The sequence below is a fragment of the Streptomyces sp. NPDC059564 genome (assembly GCF_042735575.1).
Classification (GTDB): domain Bacteria; phylum Actinomycetota; class Actinomycetes; order Streptomycetales; family Streptomycetaceae; genus Streptomyces.
The window spans coordinates 26,329-45,441 of the sequence record NZ_JBHWBP010000007.1 but is presented as its reverse complement, the minus strand read 5'-3'; the positions used below and the strand labels follow the sequence as shown (position 1 = coordinate 45,441).

The following is a 19,113-nucleotide window of genomic DNA, read 5'->3' as shown; positions in this document are numbered from 1 at the left end:
GTCATGCCTCGTGTCGGTAGATGGGGCTGACTCGCTTGCTCTCCAAGACTTCCTGCGTCTTGGGGTCGTAGCGGCACGAAATCAGCGTGGAGAAGCGACGAGTGCGGACCTCCCGGTACAGCTCCGCCAGGTGGTTTTCGAGGTAATGCACCACCCCGTTGGCCCCGATGGCGTGGATGCCGGCGATGTAGATGAACGTCCCCCTGCCGTCGAGGCGCGGGAGGCGGGCAAGGTACCCGACGTCGCCCGCCGACCCGTCTTCGTCCATCGGCGATCGGTAGACCTCCTCCGTCTTCAAATCGACCAGGTGCCACGCCCGGTCTTTCTGGAAACGCAGGTTGTCGTCGCCCTCCAGTACCTGGGCGATGATCGGCGACAGTCGCGGCCCGCAGACCACGACGTGATTGTCGCGGCCCAGAACGGGATCACACCCTCTGACCTGCTACTTCTCTGACCTGGCGGTGGGTGTGGGATTTGAACCCACGGTGACATCGCTGCCACGACGGTTTTCAAGACCGGCGGCGACTGGCACACTCTGACGGCCCGGGTCGACAACACGGGCAAGAAGGCCCTCACGCAGTACGACCTCGGCCTCCGCATGTACCGCCCGGACGCCGCCCGGTGAGACCCCTCCCAGGTCATTGCCGAGGTCTACGCCAAGGACGCGAACGGCAACGTGGGCTGGCAGCCGCTGAAGACGGGGAACGGCGGAGAGACCCTCCTCGGCGTTGGGCTCGGCAGCCGGTCCGTGGCCGCCGGTGAGGTCTACGAGGTCCAGTTCCGCCTCCGCTTCGCCGGCGACACCCCGCCGGGAGACGTCGCCATCCAGGCGGGCGGCTTCGAGCGGGAGCCTTCCCCGGACGAGACCGTCGACTCCGAGTCCCCCGAGTACCGGACGGAGATCAGCTCCACGACGGACACCGGCACCGACGGCAACACCCCCAAGCCCAACGGTGGCTCCATGCCCGCGGAAGGCAACAGGGGCGGCACCACCAGCGGCGGCACCGGCACCGGCGGAACGCTCGCCGAGACCGGGACCGACGCCGCGACCGCCTGGGCACTCGACGGCGGGGGCACGGTCCTCGCACTCGGCGCGGCCCTCGTCGTGGGCACAGGCCGCCACCGCCGCAAGACCGCGTAGGCGCGGCCCGTACCGCCGGCCCGGACACGCTTCCCGCCGGAATCCCTTCGCCGACGGCGCCCGTGAGAGCAAGATGGGACCGGACAGAGGACACACCGCCTGGTCGGGCGTGATCTCAGCGGGGTGAGACAGATGGGCTGGCGGTACACGGACGCGGAGACTCCAGTGCGGCGGGGCGCCGACGGGCACCTGTACATGGCCGCGCAGGACGTCACCGCGATGCTCCGCGACATGGCGCAGGCGTTCGACCTGCAGGCGCAGTCAGGCGAGATCGCTTGGACGGCATCGGGCCAGGCGACCCCGGTCCGGCTGGACGGGGACACGATGCGCACGGTCGCGAGTATCCTCTGCGCGCAGGCCGATGAGATGGACGTCCAGCTCATCGCCATCGCAGGCCAGCACCCCTTCGGATAGCCGCCACAGCGGCTCTGCGCGCCGGGTGTCGACGCAGCGTTCCCCCCACCCTCTTCGGCGTACCCCGGGCCGCCCCGGGGTACCGGTCCGCCTCCGCCCAGTGGCCCTGCACGCCTCTCGGAGCCTGCCGACCAGGCCTGGAGCGGCAAGCCCCGCCCGCGGCAGCACTGGCAGCCAGGGCACAGGGTGCCATCCGACCGGACGACCCCCGTGCGACGGTACGAGCTGGTACTCCCGGCCGATGGCGCCGGCCTGAGTGCGAGCTTGTCCTGGACGTCTCCGGTCAAGCAGTTGGCGGCCGTCACGAGAAGGTTGCGGTGCGCGCTGGAGACGACGCTCGCGCCGCAGAAGTAGACCGTCCCCTTGGAGATCCGGAAGAGCACCCCGGCATCCGGCCCGTCCACGTCCTGCGTCGGCACGCGTGAACCCAGCGTCCCGCAGTCGGCGCCGCGCCTGCGGCAGCCGGGGGCTTCCACAAGCCGCGTGCAGCTGGTCGGTGGCGAGCCCGGGGTCGGCGGGCACGTTGCTGATGTGCGACAGGGACGGGGCTGGGGCGCCGCACCCCCCTCCTCAACCCACTGCGGCCGGGCGGCCGAGTCCGGCGACGAGCCATCCGGTACGGGCGCAACAGCGATCGAGGTCGGCGTCGACTCAATCTTGCCGTCAGGGCCGGCCCCGTCCACATCCGGGACTCGAAGGTGGACGGTGGCCGCGAGTCGGCCGTGATGCCCGGTTCTGGGCCGCGTTCCTCGGCGGGGTCACGGAGGCCTGAACCGCGCCCTCGCGGGCCGGAGCGGCAGAGACGACCGAGCCTCCTGGCATGGCTGCCAAGAGGCTCGGTCGTTCTACCCTGCCCGCCGGACGATCACCTGCCCTGCGGGAGGCAGGAACCGTCGGGGTTGCGCCCTTCGGCCCTGACGTCCACGTCCCCCGGGCGGATCGTGGCGGTGATGCAGATCCGGCCTTCGCCCAGGCCGATTCCGGTGGGCCGGTCCCCGCTCGCGGCCCGGACGTCGAGCCGTGCCGACGAGGGCGGCGCGAGCGCTGCCTTCGTGCGGTCGAGGAGTCGTTCCTCGGTCAGGCCGGACTCCCCCTGGAGCTCCTTGGCCAGCGTTTCCATGGCTGCTCTGCGGGGCTCGGCGGCCTCACGTTCGGCCGGGGTGAGCGACTCCCGCCCCGGCTCCGGCTTCGGGCTGCCGAACTGCGGACCGGCGTGCTCGGCGACCTGCCAGAGGAACACGCCGACGAGGCCGAGGAGGACCAGGACGGGGAGGACGCACCCCAGGAACAGGTATCGCCCTGTCCTCGGGGTACGGCCCCCGGGCTGAGTGGCCATCAGATGGCGCCGTATCCGATGTCGCGCAGCTTCTGCTCCATCACCTTCGCGTAGCCCGTGGTTCCGGCGGTCTTGGGGTGGAAGGACTCCCGGCTCAGGCACGTGCCGCCCGCGACGTCCCACATGCACGCCGACGGCTTGTTGCCCACCGAGTCGGGGAAGTCTCCGTTGTGGAAGTCCCCGTTCCCGTTGGGCCCCGCGACGATGGCGTTGATCCACTCGTCGTTGTCGCAGGTGCCGTGGTTGCTGAAGGTCGCGACGGGGTCGGCGTAGGAGACCCGCTGGACCCCCTGGACGGCCGCCGCCTGCCTCCCGTTGACGTACTTGGAGAGATCTCCGAGCGCCTTCTGCTCGTTCAGGTTGAACAGACCCGCCGCGATGCAGGCCCTGGTCCGGCTCATGAGTTCGGGGTAGCCCATGACCACGATGGTCGCATTGGTGGCGCGGGCCTTGATGCTGTTGACCAGTGAACCGAGGCTGGCGGTCAGCTTGTCCGCCAGGGCTTTGTAGCGCGGCATGAAGGTCGCGTCCGAGGCGCAGTCCCCGGCGCCGGCACACTCCATGACCGCTCCGACGAACGCTCCCTCGTCATTGCCTCCGATCGTCACGGTGACCAGGGTGGTGTTCTCGTCGAGAGCACCGGAGTCGATCTGGGCGATCTCGTGGAACTGTCCCTCCGAGCGGCCGATCGCCGCGCGATTGCTCCAGGATCCGGGTAGGCCGTCCCCCTGGACGTTCCACGTCTGCGCGCCCGAGCAGGCGACGAACGACAGCTCGGCGTCGGTGCTCCAGGCATCGCTCGCCGTTCCGAGCGCTGTCGAGGTGTTGGGCGGGGTGAGCTTGCGCGGCCAGGCGTTGACGCTGCGGCGGCAGGCGTTCCACCGGGCCTTGCCGTGTTCGGTGTCGGACTCCCACGAGTAGCCGATGCCCGGTCCCCCCACGGACCCGGAACCCTCACCGGAGGAGAAGGAGTCCCCGAGCGACGCCACGATGTTCTTCGGCTTGCCGGGCAGCGGCTGGAAGGCGACGGCGTCCCAGGCCACGTCGTCGTCGGCGGTGCCGTCGACAGTCTCGTTGCTCAGTGACACGCTGGGGGTGCCGCTGAAGTTGTACACACCCAGGGAGAGCCAGGTGTTGGCCTTGTGGAGCTGGTTGATGTAGCGGTCCTTGACGATGCCGTTGCCGAGGGCGATCCGGTAGTGGGCCTGCTGGGTTTCGGCACCGTTGTCGGGTAGGTGCACCATGACCCGGCTCCACTGGTTGAGGGTGCTCCCCAGGGTCCAGGTGCCGGTGACCTTCATCTGGTCGATGCGGTTGCTGCTGTTGCGGGTGTGGGCGAACCAGAAGTGGGCGCCGAACCCACCGCCCACCTGGTGGAGGTCCTCCTTCCCCTCATAGGTTCCCAGGGAGTCGACGAAGCTCCAGGACATGGTGCCCGAGTTGGTCCACGACTTGGAGCAGTCGCTGCGCAGGGCCGGCGTGCTCGCGCTCACGTCGTCGATGATCAGGGCGTTGGACGGCAGCCGGCCCGACGTCGTGCAGTCGGGCAGTCCGGAGTTACCGCGGCCCAGTTCGGCCCGGAGCGTCTTGTAGGTGAGCGTCTCGTTGCCGCACTCGACGGCGCAGGCGGTCTTCCACGAGGCGTTGGCGTGGTACCAGTACAGCTTGTAGCAGGCCTCGTCGGCGCACTGCGGCGGGCTACCCGCGTTGCAGCCGTTGCTCGCGTTGCAGAATGTGTCGAGCGGCGGCTTGATCGCCCGCGTGCGGGCTCCCGCGTCACTCCACCAGGCGGCCTGGTATCCGTGGGTGTTTCCGCTGTTCTGCTCGCCGGCGTCACTGTAGGACCGTCCTGTGTCGATGGGGTAGGCGGCCCACCCCATCACCTTCTCCGGGTACGGCCACTTCTGCGGGGTGGCGGCGTCGGAGTAGTGGTTGTTGTCCAGGAAGGCGTTCCGGTCGGCCGGGTACTTCGGGTTGGCCGGGTTGTTGAGCCAGCCCAGACCCCATTTGCCCCCGCTGTCGGGCTTGTTGAAGCCGAGGTTGTAGTTCCAGACCGCGGCGAACCAGTTCTCGATGTACTTGGGGTCGTCGTTGTTGATCTGGATGGTTTGGCCGGGGATGTGGAGCTCGCTCCACTTGTCGGCCAGGGTCTGCGCCGCGACCGCGATGTTGGCGGCGTAGTCCAGGGCGACGGCCCGCTGTTTGTCCGCGGACATCGCGGGGGGCTTGCCGGTTTGGACGCGGTCGGGAACGCTCATGCCGTCGGTCTGCTGGCCCATCCCGTAGCCGCAGTCGGCTTTGGCCCAGTTGATCGACCAGATCTTCGTCGGGTCGTACCCGGGGGTGCCTGGGTAGATGTTCGTCCCGTAGAAGTTCCCGATCAGCGGGTTGCCCGTCTGCCCGGGGAGGGAGTGGTAGGAGGCCTGCCACAGGTTGGACTCCTGGGCGAGTACGCCGAGGAGCACCTGGGCGGGGATGCGGCCCCCGGCCGGTCCACCGATGAGCGTGGACTGGGGGAACATCACCGACGGGGCGACCGAGGAGCCGAGGCCGTCTTGGGCGCGCCAGCCTCCCTGGGTCATCCAGCCACTGGTGAGATTGCCCCGGATGGCCATGTCCACAGCCCACTCGACCTGGTTGGGCGTGGGCTGCAAGGCCTGCTGCGCGGGGTCGTTGCGCGGCACCGAGCAGGTGCGGTCGGCGTCCACGGTCGAGGTGGAGGAGCCCGCCGCGGCCGCTTGCGCGGACATGGCGGACATGGTTGCTCCGGAACCCGCGGCCTTGGGGGCAGCGGTGCCCGGGAGGGCGGGCGAGGGCTGGTCGTCGCCTGATTCCCCGGCGCCGGGTACGACGAAGTCCACGGACTTGCCGGTCGCCGGTACGTGCGCCTTGATCTTGTACGGAGGTGCGTCGGAGGTGTCCGGTGCGGTGAGGGGATCGGCCACGTGGGAGCGCAGCGCGGCGGAGACCGCCTGGTCGACGACCAGCCGTCCGCCGGAGGAGACCTCGCTGCCCGCGTCCGCCGCGATCTTCGCGATCCCGGCCGGGAGCGAGCCGATGCCCTGGGGCTGCCCGGTGATGAAGAGCCGTCCCCGGGTGCCGGCCGCCAGGCTCACCGTGCCGAGGCCGCCGTGCGCGAGCTCGGTCACCTTGGTGCCGGCGGCGCGGCGCACCCGCACGCTCTCTCGGTCGCGGTCCAGGAAGGCGACGGCGCCACTTGCATCGGGATGGATGCGGAAGGCCGGACCGGAGGTCTCTGCGAGCAGTGTCCGGGTGCCGTCGGGCGTGATCCTGGTGAGTTTGCTGCCCAGGGCGGTCACCACGGAATCGCCCACGGGGACGGCCGATGTCGCCTCCCCTGGCACGGTCACCTCACCCGCTACCTTGCCCGTGGCCGCGTCGAGCCGCAGCAGTCGGGTCTTGCCCGCCTCCGCGTCGGCGGACTGGGTCAGGACCGCCGCTTCCCCCGCGCCGCAGCCGGGGTTGAAATAGGCGAGCGACACCGTTTCGCTCAGTTTTGTCACCATGTGGGTTTCGAGGTCGACAACAGCAGCGAAAGCGCCCCGGTCGAACAACGCCGGAGTATTCGTGAAGGCCCGCGGTGCGTACGCGATCACTGCGCGTTTACCCGAGCCCGTCACACAGACGTTGCCTATCCAGGCGTCCGCCTCCAGCCCCTCCTCCCGCAGCGTGGCCGCTTCACGCCACTCGTAACCGTTACCGCTGTCGGAGACCAGGACATGCAGCCCGTACGCGTCGCCGATAACGGTGACCGCCCGGTCGTCGGCGGTACGCCAGCCCTCGCCCAGTGTGCCGTCCCGCTTCGTGGCGGGCACCGAGGTCTGGCCCTGGGTGGCGGAAGAGGGGCTTGGTTGACCACCGGCAGCACCGGGGTTCGGCTGCGCCACCGCGGGTGCCTGTAACAGGCTCGCGCTGAGCGTTGAGAGCACGAGCCCGATGAATAGACCGGGCATACGTTTTTTTCTTTTCACTTGAATGACTCCCATGAAGCCTATCGGGGTGGTTGCGAAGAGAGCGGCCGGGGCAACTCACGAATGAGCTGTCCCGGCCGCCTCTTGCGTCATTTAGTTCTGATCCCCTGCATCCGAAAGCACTGAGGATGATTTGACCACAGATGCTTGGTTGGTCTTCTTCAGACCCTCAAGCGATGACTGATCCTTCTTGATGGCTTGTTGCTGCAGTCGCGTCTCGACGTCGAACCAGACTTTTTCTACCTTCTGCTCCTTTCGGCAGGCCACGTCGGCTACTGCGGTCTCTATCTCCAGCTCGGTGACGACATTCTTGTCGATGAACTGAGGGTCGTCATGCGCGTCTTTGGGAGTCGCATAGCTGTATCCCTTGGACTTCATGCATGAGGACCATCTGGCAAACACATCAATGACTTCCGGGTCTTTGAGTGACTGCCGGAATGAGTCCGCGTCGACCTGTGAGGCCGAAGCTGATTTCTTCAGCTGGGGCGCCTTGGCGTCAGCGTCGCCTGCGCACTTCATCAGGACCTTCTGGTCTGCGCCCGATGAGTCAACGGCGCCAACACTGACTGCGGCATCGTATTCCTTCTGGATGGCTTCGTCCGGATGATATCCGCGTTTTGCCGCCAGTTCAGCCTTGTGTACCCCGTAGCGAGAATCCATGGGGGAGGTGCCGTCCAGCTGTGGCAAATCTGGGGCAGGCGTCCAGTTGGGATATCCGGCGGAGGCCATGCAGGCGTCGATCAGAACGTCACGTGCGGCGCCAACCTTCTTGATGTCTGCCGCTGCTGGGGTATACGCCTCAAGGGGAAGACGCCACGTCGCTACATCGTCAGGTTTCCCTACGACAGCTGCCGCCACAGGCCCCACCTCTGGGCTTCCGGATGCCTGTCTGGACGAACTCTGGCTCTCCAGTGCCTGCCACCCACCGATCCCCAATCCCACGACGATCAGGGCCGCACCCGCAGGCACGCCAAAACTTTTGATTCCAGTCCGATTCTTCACTCTGTTTCTCCTCGGATGCCTGAGTCAGGTGTCGCTTAGCCCCAAGAGAAGGACGCGTTCTCGTTGTAGACGTAGTTGAACCGGTATTGCGTGTCATTGAGTGGTGGCAGTTCATCCCGAGGGCCACTGAATCCTCGATTGAAGTGAATCCTGGCCCAATATTTATAGTGCCAGTTGTCGCCCGAGGCCGCGTTGTTCTTGATTCCTTCACCATATCCGCGCGGAGGGGTGCCAGCCCCGGTTCCGCAGAACCAGAGCGCATAGTACTTGAGGTCCCAGCTTGCTTGAACCGAGGAGAAGTCGTACACGTTGTACCCGATGGTTCGCCATGATCCAGTCTGGCCGGAACCATAATATATGGCGAACTTAAATTCCGAGTCGTTGATTAACTTGCAAGCGCGCTGCGGGTCGGAATTTGCGAAATCCATCTGCTGTGGAGATTCGCCGTCGGCGCTGGATGGCGTTGCGCATGATGCCACAATTGCGGCAGCGGCGACCAGTGTTGCGAACTTTCTCATTCGTTCCCCCCTGAGCCGGATTGGTGTTGCCCATTTCGCTTCTGGCGTCGAACTCAATCCGACTGTTGAAAGTGGCTTCTCGTGATCGTGTGAGAGAGTGGAACTGGTCGTGGAGCGCCATGGTGTGGCACAGCGCCCGAAATTGGTCCGCGGTTCCCCCCTCCCGGTGGCCAAGATGCGATCAAGGCATTACTCACGAGACGTTAGGACTTCCGGCAGTGCCCGGCCAGCGGTTTCGCAGCCTCCGGAAGGGGTGTCACACGGAATGGCTGATTTGGGTCTCTGTGGGCCACCAGCTGTCTTGAGAGCAACTGGCCCCACAGGCAGGGCGGTGACCTGCACGGTCTCCGCGTCGGGCTCGCCCCACGTGTCCGGTTTGGCGAAGCGGAACTCCTTGCCGTGCTTCGGCGGCCGCCCGCCCTGGGGGTAGGCCAGCGCGTACTCCAGTTGCGTAGGTGTCGGACGGCGCATGACCCTGTCCGAGCGCATCCGTCCGAGCACCTCGATGGGCAGGCCGGCAAGGAGGTAGGCCATGCGCGGGGCGTCGTAGCCGGCGTCGAACACGACCAGGATGTCCGGGTCGCCGTCCTCCCACTGGCCCTGGCCGATCAAGTCGTTCACGACGCGGCGGACCTGCCGGGCGGTGACCTCGGCGACATCGTCGTGGGGGCCGAGGCTGGTCGGCGCGTCCGGACGCAGCCACGGCGAGACATCGACCGCCAGGACCAGGCGCCCGTCGGCGGCCTTCGGCTGCGGCAGCACGGCCAGTGCCTTACGCAGCCTGTCCGCGTCGATGCAGCCCTGGTTGAGCGCGTCGTACAACGCGCCATGCCCACCCCGGTGCTCGGCCAGCAACGTCAAATCGACCGGCGAGGTCACCGGGCCGTCCTCACAGAGCATCGCGTCGCAGAGCTCGAACAGCGTGTCAGCGCGCCGGGTCAGACATCCGTAGAAGTCCTCCCGAAAGTGGGAGGTGAAGTCGAATGCCTCGTCCCGGCCATCGTGATGCAGCAGACTCATTCCCCACGGCCTTCGCTGGTCAAGTGCCTTCTTGGTCGGAGCACAGGATCAGACGGGGGCCGTGTTCACGTCCCCAGAATCCCCGTACGAGCGATCACGTTCGGGGCATCGTTCGGTCAGCCGGGGAGTCAACGAGATCAAGCGTTCTCTTCGGGCCCAACGTGGCGAAGGACTGTCTCGTGCTCGCCTGCGGCGACGAGCCCGTCGATGACCTTGACCATCGACTGCACACCCGCGTCGCGCACGATGAGGCCATCCCAGCACCACCAGTAGTCGCCCTCTGGTTCGCCAGCCTGCCGCTGACGGTCCATGATCCGGTGTACCTCGTCGAGAGTGAACACGGTTCCAGACCAGCGATCGCCGTCATCACGGATGACCCACATGTCCACATTGCAGACCTCGTCGAGGTCCTCCCCGGCACCGGGCACGAAGCAGATCTCGTATCCGTCACGTCTGACTCGGTAAAAGGGGCCGTCCCACATGCTCGCTCCGTAGCGTTCTGTCTCACGCCGCCTTCATCAACAAGCCGGACGGCCGACCAGTACACCACGCACCCCTTGAGGGCACAGCAGCAGGTTAAAAAACAAGCTAATGGCTCTTTGATGAGGTGGTCAGTCCGCCCCGGGAGGCCTCGCGGCCCTCTGTGTCCACACGGATGCCACCCCCTCTTCGGGGTGGTCGGCCGGGGGTGTGTGCCGGGCTCCGGCCGCGTGCTGGTGGGCCCGGCAGCTGGTGGAGCCGACGTTGACCGCCAACGAGCCGTCCGCGTCCCGGGCAGTGGCATCGACGCCGGCCTGCAACGCTCGCAGGATCTTCAGCCAGGTGCCGTCGGCCGACCAGCGGGGGTGGCGCTCGTAAACGGTCTGCCAGGTTCCGTAGTGTTCGGGCAGGTCACGCCAGGGAATCCCGGTCCGTGTCCGGTACAGCACACCATTGACCACGGTGCGATGGGCTTCGTCAGTTCATGCCGACGCACCATGACCGACTCATGCCCTGAACGGCAACAGATCCACCATCCCAGTAAGACCCACCAGACGCCGTCTAAACCTTGGCGAACCACTCCGCCTGGGCGCTTCAGGCTCCCAGATGAGCTCGTAGCTCACGCCTCAGCTCCGCCGAACACGCGGGGGTACGCCTCTCCGCTCCTCTGGGCCCGTCAGCAGCCCACGATCTCGTTGGCACAGCCCTGCACATTCGTGGGGTCGAGGGTTTTGAGCTCCCAGACGATAAGGCCCATGGGGTCGCCGGACGCTGGTGCGACTGTCATCGTGACGGGTGGGCCGGCGGGGAAGTTGATGTGTACCGGGAGCTTGCGCGCGGTACCCGCGCAGGTGACGTCGACTTCTTTCTTCGAAGGTTCCCGGGTGAGGGAGACCGTCACCTTGCGCACGTCCGTGCTGTCGCAGACGACATCGAGGCGGTAGGGCTTCTCGCCGCTCGTCTCCAGTTTCTCGTTCATGCCCGAACCGACGTGGGGAGAACCGAACCGCACACGTCGCGCTGAGGCGTGATCGTCCTTCAGGGCCGCTTGGGCCCTTTGCAGGGCGTCGTCCGGCTCCCACACCGCCTCGGGGGCAGGGTCCTCCCCCTGCCCGGTGCATCCGGCGAGAGCGGTGGCGACAGCCAGGAGGACGAGGAGCTTCGGTATGCGCACGGAGGTGTCCTTGGTTCGTGCGGTGGGGGGCTCCGGTCCAGGCGAAGCCCCCCACCGTCAGGAGGAATTAGTGGCTACGTCGGTACAGCTCTGGTCCACACACCTTGGCACAGGGGTCGTCCGGACGGACAGCGCCGTTTGCCGCGGCTGTGAAGCCTGCTGCGGCTGGTGGCACGAGCTGGTACTCGCGGCCGACCGCGTCGGCCTGGGTGTTGCCGTACACGGTGACCTCGCCGTCCGACCAGCGAACGAAGAGGTCGTCTTCCCAGTCGTTCATGCCGTACTCGCCCAGGGCGATCACCCGCGCATAGGTCCATGTCGAGCTTGAGGCGACGACGCTCTCGTTCTGCAACCGGCCTGTGTTCACGTCGGGGAAGACGCTCACCTTCCCGCTGGCCCATACGACCAGCAGGTCGTGGTTGGGGGTGGCGCCATTGCTGTCGCCATCAAGGTCGCCGCCGGTGATGAGGTTGGCGGTCTTCCAGAGATCGTTCGGCGCCGCGAGCTGTTCTTCGGCGTGCAGTCCGGCGCCGTCGATGTCGGTGTACTTGGTGACCTCGCCGTCGTTCCATCGGACGATCAGGTCATCGGGCCATTGGTTGCCGCCGTACTTGCCGGTGGCGAACCCGCGGGCGTACTTGAAGACCGAGTCCGCCGCGGCGACGTTGATCTCGTTGGGGAGGTGCTGGTCAAGCGCGGTGGGGAGCTTGGTGTTCTGGCTGACGTCGGGGTAGATGGTGACTTCGCCGTCCACCCACTTGACCATGAGGTCGTAGGCGTTGGTGCCCGCGTAGTCGCCTGCCGTGATGACGTCCGCATAGTTCTTCCACATGTCGTTGGGCCCGGCCAGCTGCGTCTCGCAGGGTTCGTCGGGCTTGCAGCCGGCGTAGAAGCCGAAGTTCTGGTCGCCGGGGTACAGCGTGACCTCTCCGTCGTCCCATTTGACGACGAGGTCAGAGTCGCCGAACTCCTGGGAGCTGGTGTGGAAGGAGCCGGACACGGCACCGGTGGCGTGCTTCCAGAGGTCTCCCGTGCCCATGGTCCCGCCGGTGGGCTTGTCGGGCTCGTAGTCGTTCACTGCCTGGTTGTAGAGGCGGATGATGTCCGCGTCGAACTGGGAGGAGTAGGACTCGTCGTCGATGGTGCCGCCGGTCTTCCATCCGCCGATGACGCCGATCACGTCTCCGCGCTTGCCGTCGAAATTGCGAAGGAAGGGGCCGCCGGACACACCGCCGGCGTAGCCCTTGCAGGCGATCTTCAGGAACCGCCCGGAGAAGCCGGTGGTGTTCGTCGAGGGGCAGACGAGCGGTGCCTTGGATCCTCCGGGGAAGCCGAAGAGGCTCACGTTCTTCTGGCTGAGCTGCTGTGACGACAGAGTGGTGAGGGAATTGCCCATGCCGGTGGCGTTCTCCAGGAACTGCCCCTTGGAGTTGGGGCCGACCCGCATGAACGCGAAGTCGAGATCGTCCGCCTTGGACGGCCCTTGGCTAAGGTACCTGCCGTCGATGTAGAGCTTCCCCGCCACTATCGGGAAGATGCCGTACGGTGCCACCCCCCGGTTCGAGTCCGCAGGGTCCGGCTTCCATCCGGGCGCGAAGGCGAGGCGCTTCCAGCGGTCGTTGTCGTTCAGGCAGTGTGCTGCCGTGAGCACGAGCGACTTGGTGGGCGAGGACACGGAACTCGCCGAGCAGAACTGGTCGCGTCCGCCCGGGTCCGACTGGGGATCGTCATCCTCGTTGATGAGGAACACGCCCACCGTCGCGATGCCATTGTTGTCGAAGTGCGAAGGTGCGACTGTGGCAAGGGCGTTCTCTCGCGCCACTCCTGGGGCGGACTGCTTGGCGCCCTTGGGAGTGGCTTTGGCGATGCGTTCGGGTGTCCAGTACGCCTCGGCCTCCTTGGCGGCCGCGATCTGTGCGGGCGTCGCCTTGAGGCCGTCGCCTTCAGGGGCCGCCGGATCCGACTGCTTGGGGGGCAAGGGGGAAGGACTGGGAGTGCCGGAAGGCTTGGGGCGGGGGGCCGGTTGCGAGGGGGAGGCGCCGGGCGGCGTGATCGGCGGTGTCACAGTCGGCTTGCTGCCGCGCACGGCCTCGTCGTAGAGGGCCTGGACGCTGTTGTCAAAGTACGCACTGTGGATCGCGGAAGGGTTTCCGGGAGCTGCGATGCGCTGCGAGACGCCGATGAGGTTGCCGACGCGTGTCGTTGCGTCGTAGTCGGCGATGAACACCGAGCCCCCGGCGATTCCCGCACCGGCCGGGCCGCAGTCCAGCCGCAGGTACGGGTTCGGGGCGCCTGCCACGTTCGCCTCGGACGTGTCGCCGGTGCATGCCTCGGTCGGCCGCGTGGCCCAGGCGCCGTGGCCTGCGACCCGAACACCCCTGTGGGTGTGGCCGGCGTCCGTCAGCAGTCGGTGGCCGGGGACCGTGTCCTCGAGTTGGTCGCCCTTGATGCCCGTGTCGACCATGGCGAAGCCGACAGTGACACTCGCGGCGGCACCGCCCGAGTCGGAGCCGGTCCACACGAGGGACCGGTTTCCCTGCCTCTTGACGGTGTAGACGCCCTTCGGTACCTCCAGGGTGCCGGAGGCGCTCTTGAGGACCTGCGGCGCAAAGGCGAGCTTGTCCGCCGGGTCTCCGGTCAGGCAATCGGCAGCCGTCGCAAGCAGGTTGCGGTGCGGACTGGAGATGACGCCCGCACCGCAGAAGTACAGGCCCTTCTTTGTCATGCGGAACAGGACCCCGGTGTCCGGACCTTCCGCGTTCTGTGTCGGAAACCGGGATCCCAGTGTGTGGTCCGTGGGTTCCTTACCGCCCTGCGGGTTCCACGGCTGGGCCGCTGCCATGCGCTTCGATGACAGGAGAGCCTGTGCTTCCTTTGCGGTCCAAGAGGGGGCGGCATCGGGCGACGGTCCTCCAGCCGAAGGCCCAGGGGCGGAAGGCTGCGCCACCGCACCTGTTGCGGCCGACAGGAGAATCGCAGCTATACACGCCCCGGCCCCGAGAGACCGGAACGCTGTATTCACTTTCACGTACTAGACCCTTCATTCGAAGAACTTCGAGGCGGGCCAACAGGAAGCCGCCTCGATGATCGTTCGAACATAGGGTCGTTCTAGTCGTGTAGGAATCTATTTTTGTGGACCGCGCCAGCCAGGGTGGCTTGATATTGGCGGTGGCAATAATTCCGCTTCCTGTGGTCGCCGAGATATGAAGAGTGGCTGTTTTGGCTCTTAGAGCTCGTAACAGGATCTTGCCGAGATGTCCTGGTCAGCCGTGACCGGTGTGACGATTCGGCCGTTCGGGATGGTGTGAGTACTCGGCCGTGGATCGTGGATGACGACTTGTGGGCACTGATCGAGCCGCTGCTGCCGCCCTGGCCGACGAGGTCACCAGGGCCGCGGCCGGTAGCTGACCGCCTGTGCCTGCAGGGCATCTTGTACGTCCTCTGCAACGACATCGCCTGGCAACTCCTGCCCCCTGAGCTGGGGTTCGGCTCCGGACAGACCTGCTGGCGAAGACTGGAGCGTTGGCGGCAGGCAGGGGTCTTCGACCAGCTGCACCGCATCCTCCTCTCCGAGCTGAACGCGGCCGGCCGCCTCGACTGGTCCAGGGCATGCGTGGACGGATCCCACGTCCGGGCGAAAAAGGGGGAGCTGACACCGGTCCGTCGCCGGTCGACCGGCGGAAGACGGGCAGCAAACACCACCTGATCTGCGACGGACGCGGCACCCCGCTCAAAGTCATCACGACCGCGGCGAACCTCAACGACGTCACCCAGACCCTCGCCCTGGTCGACGGCATCCCACCCGTGGCAGGCCGACCCGGCCGGCCCCGCCGACGTCCCGATGCCCTGCTCGGAGACAAGGGCTACGACTCCAACCCCAACCGCGATGAGCTGCGAAAACGCCGGATCCTGCCGGTCATCTCCCGCAAGGGAGCCCCGAACATCAAGGGCATGGGCAAGCTCCGCTACGTCGTGGAACAGACCTTCGCCCTGCTCCACCAGTTCAAACGACTCGCCGTCCGATGGGAACGCCGCACCGAACTCCACGACGCGTTCGTCTCCCTCGCCTGCAGCCTCATCTGCTGGCGACGCCTCAACAAGCCCGATTCATGATCGTGTTACGAGCTCTTAGCGTCACGTAATTCCCCACCCCGGCGGTCACGAGTCCCCATGGGGACGGCGACCGTGGGCGCCTCCAAGCCTGCAGCCCGAAACCCGGTAGACGCGGCAGGGATACTGCCGTCATGGCCGTTACTCAGCAGCTCGCCCGCATCCCCGAGGGATATCTCGCCGCCTGCCGTCAGTCCGCCGCCGCGTCATCGGACCGCGATCCCCACTGGGATCCACCGGCGTACGACGTACTGGACCTGGACTGGGCACCGGCGCTGCTGAAACGCGTCGGCGAGGTGGCCGGACTCGAAGCGGTCCATCGCGATGCTCTGCGCCAGGCCACCGACGGCGACACTGCTCTTGACCTCGGCTTCCTCAACACTCACCCACACGCCATAGCCCCCTTCGGGGACGTCCCCACCGGCCTGGCTGCCTCTCAAGTGGCACGCGTCTCCGAACTGCTTGGCCAGATCGACATGCCCCTCCTTCTCGCCGCCCTGCCGGCCGACGAGCGTGACGCCGCATCCTTGATCGGCCAGGTGGGCTCCATCACCGGAGGTCTGAGGGCGTACCTGCTTCAGCACTTCAACGCGTTGCGTGACTTCTACCTCGACGCAGCCAAGCGCCACCTGCTCGTCGTGCTCTGGTGGGACTGACCCGCGACCCACCAGGCGTCCTCACCACGAGCACCTGGGGAATTTCATGACCGCCGGGCTGGGGAATTGCGTGACCGTCCACAGCAAGGAGTGGCGCCAGGCAGGAGGCGAGGTCGAGCGTGTGGCCGCCCTCACTATCGAGTACAACCTGCGCATCATCGGGGTGTGCGACGAGAGCACCAACATCGGCAAACGCGACGCCTTCCTGGCCGCCCTCGCCTACACCAACCTGCACCGCCGCATCGAGCTCGCCGACCAGCTGGTCAAGTGGGTGAAGATCTACGACACCGGCCTGCACGTCACCACCGCCACGTCGAAGACCGACCAAAGCGGCGTCGGAGCCGCAGAGTTCATCGAAGACCGCGAGGACCTCCAGCTCGTACGCCGGGCCCGCGCCTGGCTGTCCGTCCTGCACGAGCTCGGCGCCGCGGGCCCCAACCAGCCGCTCTTCCGGGCCCTCACCCGCGGAGGCAACCTCGCCCCCCGCACCCACGCCACCAAACGGGGCGAACACATGAAGGGCGGCTCACTCAACGAGCGCCTTCAGCACCTCGCGGCCAAGGCCGGCATCCCCTATATCGAGGGCAAGAAGGTCAGCGCGCACTCCTGGCGGGCGGGGGCCAACACCGACATGATCGAAGCCGGGGTCCCGCTCGCCGACCGTAACCGGCGCGGCCGCTGGGCCGACGGCTCCACCACCGCCGACACCGTCTACGACCGCCGCCACCAAGCCGGAAAGGGCGACCCGCTCAGGAAGGTGCCCCTGTACGGAGGGCCGGAGACTTCCTGAGTCCTCACAGGCCGAGGAGCCGCAGGACGGCGAGAAGGGCGCTCGCGTCGTAGCTGGGCCTGCTGTGAATCCGCTGAGTCGGTCTCTCCTGGGCGGACCGTAACCTTGGCTTCTGCAACATCCGCCCCCAGCGCGCAGTTGCCCGTGCGGTTCCCGCAAGGTGCGGCCGCGGACCGGGTTCAAGGTCGTCCCGGCCCACAACCGGACCTGTCAGTGCGGGCTTGGTCCGGGTTCGTGCGCCGAACGGATCAGCCGACCGGGCGTCGTGTCTCTTCACGGACTTTGAGGGCGGTCTCGGCCATTTTGCCGAGGTCGACGGACCATGGGTCCTGCTGGGAGGTCTCGGGGGTGACGATCCCGACGCTCGCACCGGTGTTCTGGTCGGCCCAGACGCACATGGGGAGGGTGATCTTGGTGCCCTCCGGTGTGGAGGTCAGAACCTGACATGTCAGGGTGATGCCCGAGCCGGCCGGTGTGACGTCCCGCGGCGGGACCACCAAGGTGGTGTCCTTGCCGTCGGCGGCGCCGGCCGCCATCTTCCGTCGTATGTTTGCGGGGTCCTTGAACTGGCCGTAGAGACCTGAGAAGACAAGGATGCTCGTTCCGGCCGGGGAGTCCGAGGTGTACTGGCCAACAGCCGGCTTGACGTTACGGGCCATCGAGTCGTGGGTGCCCCGCAGCGCGTCCTTGCCTCTGGTCTGTGAAGCGTCCTGGGCCAGCTCGAACCGGCCGTCCAGCAGGGTCTTGGGCATGGTGAGCTGGTACTCGGCGTCGGGGAAACTGGATCCGCTTGCCTGGTACCCGTCGTCGGCCAGCAGGTTCACCAGGAACCCGAGGATGCCCAATCCCACCAGCACGACCGCCACCACGGCGCCTGTCCGGTTGGTGCGCGGCGGCGGGCCCACCGGAGGCTGCCCCCATGGGCCCTGGCCGACGAGTGGCTGCGCCGGGTAGAACTGCCCCGGATACGGCGGCTGGTGCTGCTGATGTGGCGGGACCGGCGGAGGGTAATGCTGGCCTCCGTACGGGTTCGGGGGCTGCGGGGGTCCGTACGGACCCGGAGGCTGAGACGGCGGCATGGTCATGACCACAACCTACGTCGGCTCGGCGCCCGACAGATGCGCGGGAGGCGGCCGTCCAGGCCGGCGGGCCGGCAATACCAGGTCCGGTTTCGTCGATGCCCCATCCACCGGTCGAGTTCCGGCAGGTCCGGGCACTTGGCCAACTGGTGCGCGCCCAGCCGTGGGGACCAGCGGTACAGCCGTCGGCGCTAAGCCTGTGATCATGGACTTGGCGCTCAGATAGTCTGTGTCAGATCGAGGGCCTACCGCAGCTCGGCGTTCGGGTCGGGCTGGGACTGGAGCCGTGCGCGCAGCTCGATCTCCTCGTGGGTGAGCGGGTCCTCTGGCTGGCGAATGCGGACTGGCTAGGGCCGCCGCGGCAGGCCGTCATCCACCGCGCCGGGCCTCGGCTTCCGCGAGGGGGGCAGGAGGCGTTCTTCGAGGGCCACGTCCACGCTCTCAACGTGCTGGGCGGAGTGCCGACCTCGAAGGTCCGCTACGACAACCCTAGGGCCGCCGTCGCCCAGGTGCTGGGCTTCTCCCGGCAGCGGGTGGAGGCCGAGCGGTGGACAGCGTTCCGCTCGCACTATGTCCATGTTCCCGTGGGCTCCCGCCGCATCCCGGCTGCGTCAGCGACCTCGATGGCTGTGTGATCTGGGGCTTCCGGTCTCGGGACACGGTCGGGTGATTGCTGCTCGTTTCTCAGAAATCCTGAAGTCTCCTCAGCTGTCATGGCGGAGTCGTTGGATAGCTGAAGAGGGGTAACGGGATGGCACTGGCCGTCGTGCGCGATCTGCGGCCGGAGCTCCGGCTGGAGACTTCCGAGGAGGTTGCGGCCTTCGAGCAGGATCTGCTGGCTGAGTTCGTGCTTGCGCGGGCCTCTGCCGGAGTCCTCGACGACACCATCCGCAGCGATGTTGGCCCCGTTCTTGGCCTGCCGGTTCGGTCGGCCTTTGTGGGGGATGGAGGCCCACGACCTCGACCGGTATTTCGGGCGGCACCGTCGCGACTCGGCCTCGGGCACCAAGGTCCGCCAGGCCGCGGCCTTCGCCGTGTTCCTCGAGTTCCTCGAACTCCGGCACAAAGCCGGCATCCACGCGGCCACCAGCTTCGTCGTCGAGTCCCCGCTGGATGAGATGAACCGGCCCCGCGGTGGCGCCTCCGCGAGGCTGCGGAGCCCGCTGCCAGAAGCGGAGGTCACCGCGCTCTTCGGCGGCTGGCGGTGCGACATGGAAGAGGCACCCAAGTACGCTCCGGCCGCACGGAACTACACCGCCTCGCGGCTGGCCAGCCTCATCGGACCGCGGATCTCGGGTGGCATCAGTTCGGCGACGGTGTACATGCCGCGGGCGGGCCTGGGCCTTGAGGGGCCCCTTAGCTCGGGTTGTCGGCCCGACACCTGGCTCACGGATTAAATCA

General features: G+C 67.1%; 15 protein-coding genes and 2 pseudogenes. 6 read left to right on the top strand and 11 right to left on the bottom strand.

Features of this window, described 5'->3' with window-relative positions; genetic code table 11:
- Nucleotide 1: 1 nt before the first annotated feature.
- Entirely contained in the window at nt 2–397 is a 396-nt protein-coding gene (locus tag ACFV0Q_RS03250) for a hypothetical protein (RefSeq protein ID WP_384999646.1), read from the bottom strand.
- 279 nt (nt 398–676) lie between these two features.
- Here ACFV0Q_RS03250 and ACFV0Q_RS03245 point away from each other — a divergent pair, with 279 nt between their 5' ends.
- A complete protein-coding gene (locus ACFV0Q_RS03245) occupies nt 677–1,141 on the top strand; it encodes a hypothetical protein (RefSeq protein WP_384999643.1) in 465 nt (154 codons plus the stop codon).
- Between the two features lie 123 nt (nt 1,142–1,264).
- Nucleotides 1,265–1,555, top strand: a complete 291-nt coding sequence (locus ACFV0Q_RS03240) for a hypothetical protein (RefSeq protein ID WP_384999641.1) — start codon at nt 1,265–1,267, stop codon at nt 1,553–1,555.
- Between the two features lie 865 nt (nt 1,556–2,420).
- Here ACFV0Q_RS03240 and ACFV0Q_RS03235 read toward each other — a convergent pair.
- From ACFV0Q_RS03235 to ACFV0Q_RS03195, 9 genes and pseudogenes are all read right to left on the bottom strand, one after another.
- Nucleotides 2,421–2,891, bottom strand: a complete 471-nt coding sequence (locus ACFV0Q_RS03235) for a hypothetical protein (RefSeq protein ID WP_384999638.1) — start codon at nt 2,889–2,891, stop codon at nt 2,421–2,423.
- Entirely contained in the window at nt 2,891–6,727 is a 3,837-nt protein-coding gene (locus ACFV0Q_RS03230) for an SGNH/GDSL hydrolase family protein (RefSeq protein WP_384999635.1), read from the bottom strand. Before ACFV0Q_RS03230 ends, ACFV0Q_RS03235 begins: the two co-directional genes overlap by 1 nt.
- Before the next feature lie 249 nt (nt 6,728–6,976).
- The gene (locus ACFV0Q_RS03225; protein WP_384999632.1) at nt 6,977–7,885 is read right to left on the bottom strand and encodes a hypothetical protein; all 909 of its coding nucleotides are present in this window, start codon (nt 7,883–7,885) and stop codon (nt 6,977–6,979) included.
- A 35-nt stretch (nt 7,886–7,920) separates the two neighbouring features.
- Nucleotides 7,921–8,403 (bottom strand): hypothetical protein, encoded by a 483-nt coding sequence (locus tag ACFV0Q_RS03220; protein ID WP_384999629.1) that lies wholly within the window; start codon nt 8,401–8,403, stop codon nt 7,921–7,923.
- A gap of 330 nt (nt 8,404–8,733) precedes the next feature.
- Nucleotides 8,734–9,423: pseudogene (locus tag ACFV0Q_RS03215) on the bottom strand (transposase); the annotation flags it as partial.
- A 137-nt stretch (nt 9,424–9,560) separates the two neighbouring features.
- Complete coding sequence (locus tag ACFV0Q_RS03210; protein ID WP_365550752.1) at nt 9,561–9,905, bottom strand: hypothetical protein; 345 nt, start codon at nt 9,903–9,905, stop codon at nt 9,561–9,563.
- Nucleotides 9,906–10,234: 329 nt separating this feature from the next.
- Nucleotides 10,235–10,373: pseudogene (locus tag ACFV0Q_RS03205) on the bottom strand (transposase); the annotation flags it as partial.
- Nucleotides 10,374–10,579: 206 nt separating this feature from the next.
- Nucleotides 10,580–11,077 (bottom strand): hypothetical protein, encoded by a 498-nt coding sequence (locus tag ACFV0Q_RS03200; RefSeq protein ID WP_384999626.1) that lies wholly within the window; start codon nt 11,075–11,077, stop codon nt 10,580–10,582.
- A 67-nt stretch (nt 11,078–11,144) separates the two neighbouring features.
- Nucleotides 11,145–14,024: a hypothetical protein gene (locus ACFV0Q_RS03195; RefSeq protein ID WP_384999624.1), complete on the bottom strand. Its 2,880-nt coding sequence runs from the start codon at nt 14,022–14,024 to the stop codon at nt 11,145–11,147.
- A 375-nt stretch (nt 14,025–14,399) separates the two neighbouring features.
- Here ACFV0Q_RS03195 and ACFV0Q_RS03190 point away from each other — a divergent pair.
- The 3 genes from ACFV0Q_RS03190 (at nt 14,400) to ACFV0Q_RS03180 (ending at nt 16,633) form a co-directional block, all read left to right on the top strand.
- Nucleotides 14,400–15,190, top strand: a protein-coding gene (locus tag ACFV0Q_RS03190) for an IS5 family transposase (RefSeq protein WP_384999724.1) whose coding sequence is annotated in 2 segments (ribosomal slippage) — nt 14,400–14,715 and nt 14,715–15,190 — 792 coding nt in all. Because the reading frame shifts where the segments join, the coding sequence is not laid out codon by codon here.
- 131 nt (nt 15,191–15,321) lie between these two features.
- A complete protein-coding gene (locus ACFV0Q_RS03185; protein ID WP_384999621.1) occupies nt 15,322–15,843 on the top strand; it encodes a DUF1877 domain-containing protein in 522 nt (173 codons plus the stop codon).
- Nucleotides 15,844–15,913: 70 nt separating this feature from the next.
- On the top strand, nt 15,914–16,633 hold the full coding sequence (locus ACFV0Q_RS03180) for a hypothetical protein (protein ID WP_384999618.1): 720 nt from the start codon (nt 15,914–15,916) through the stop codon (nt 16,631–16,633).
- Between the two features lie 248 nt (nt 16,634–16,881).
- Here ACFV0Q_RS03180 and ACFV0Q_RS03175 read toward each other — a convergent pair whose 3' ends face one another.
- A complete protein-coding gene (locus ACFV0Q_RS03175) occupies nt 16,882–17,490 on the bottom strand; it encodes a hypothetical protein (protein WP_384999616.1) in 609 nt (202 codons plus the stop codon).
- Nucleotides 17,491–18,656: 1,166 nt separating this feature from the next.
- Here ACFV0Q_RS03175 and ACFV0Q_RS03170 point away from each other — a divergent pair.
- Nucleotides 18,657–19,109: a hypothetical protein gene (locus tag ACFV0Q_RS03170; RefSeq protein WP_384999613.1), complete on the top strand. Its 453-nt coding sequence runs from the start codon at nt 18,657–18,659 to the stop codon at nt 19,107–19,109.
- Nucleotides 19,110–19,113 lie beyond the last annotated feature (4 nt).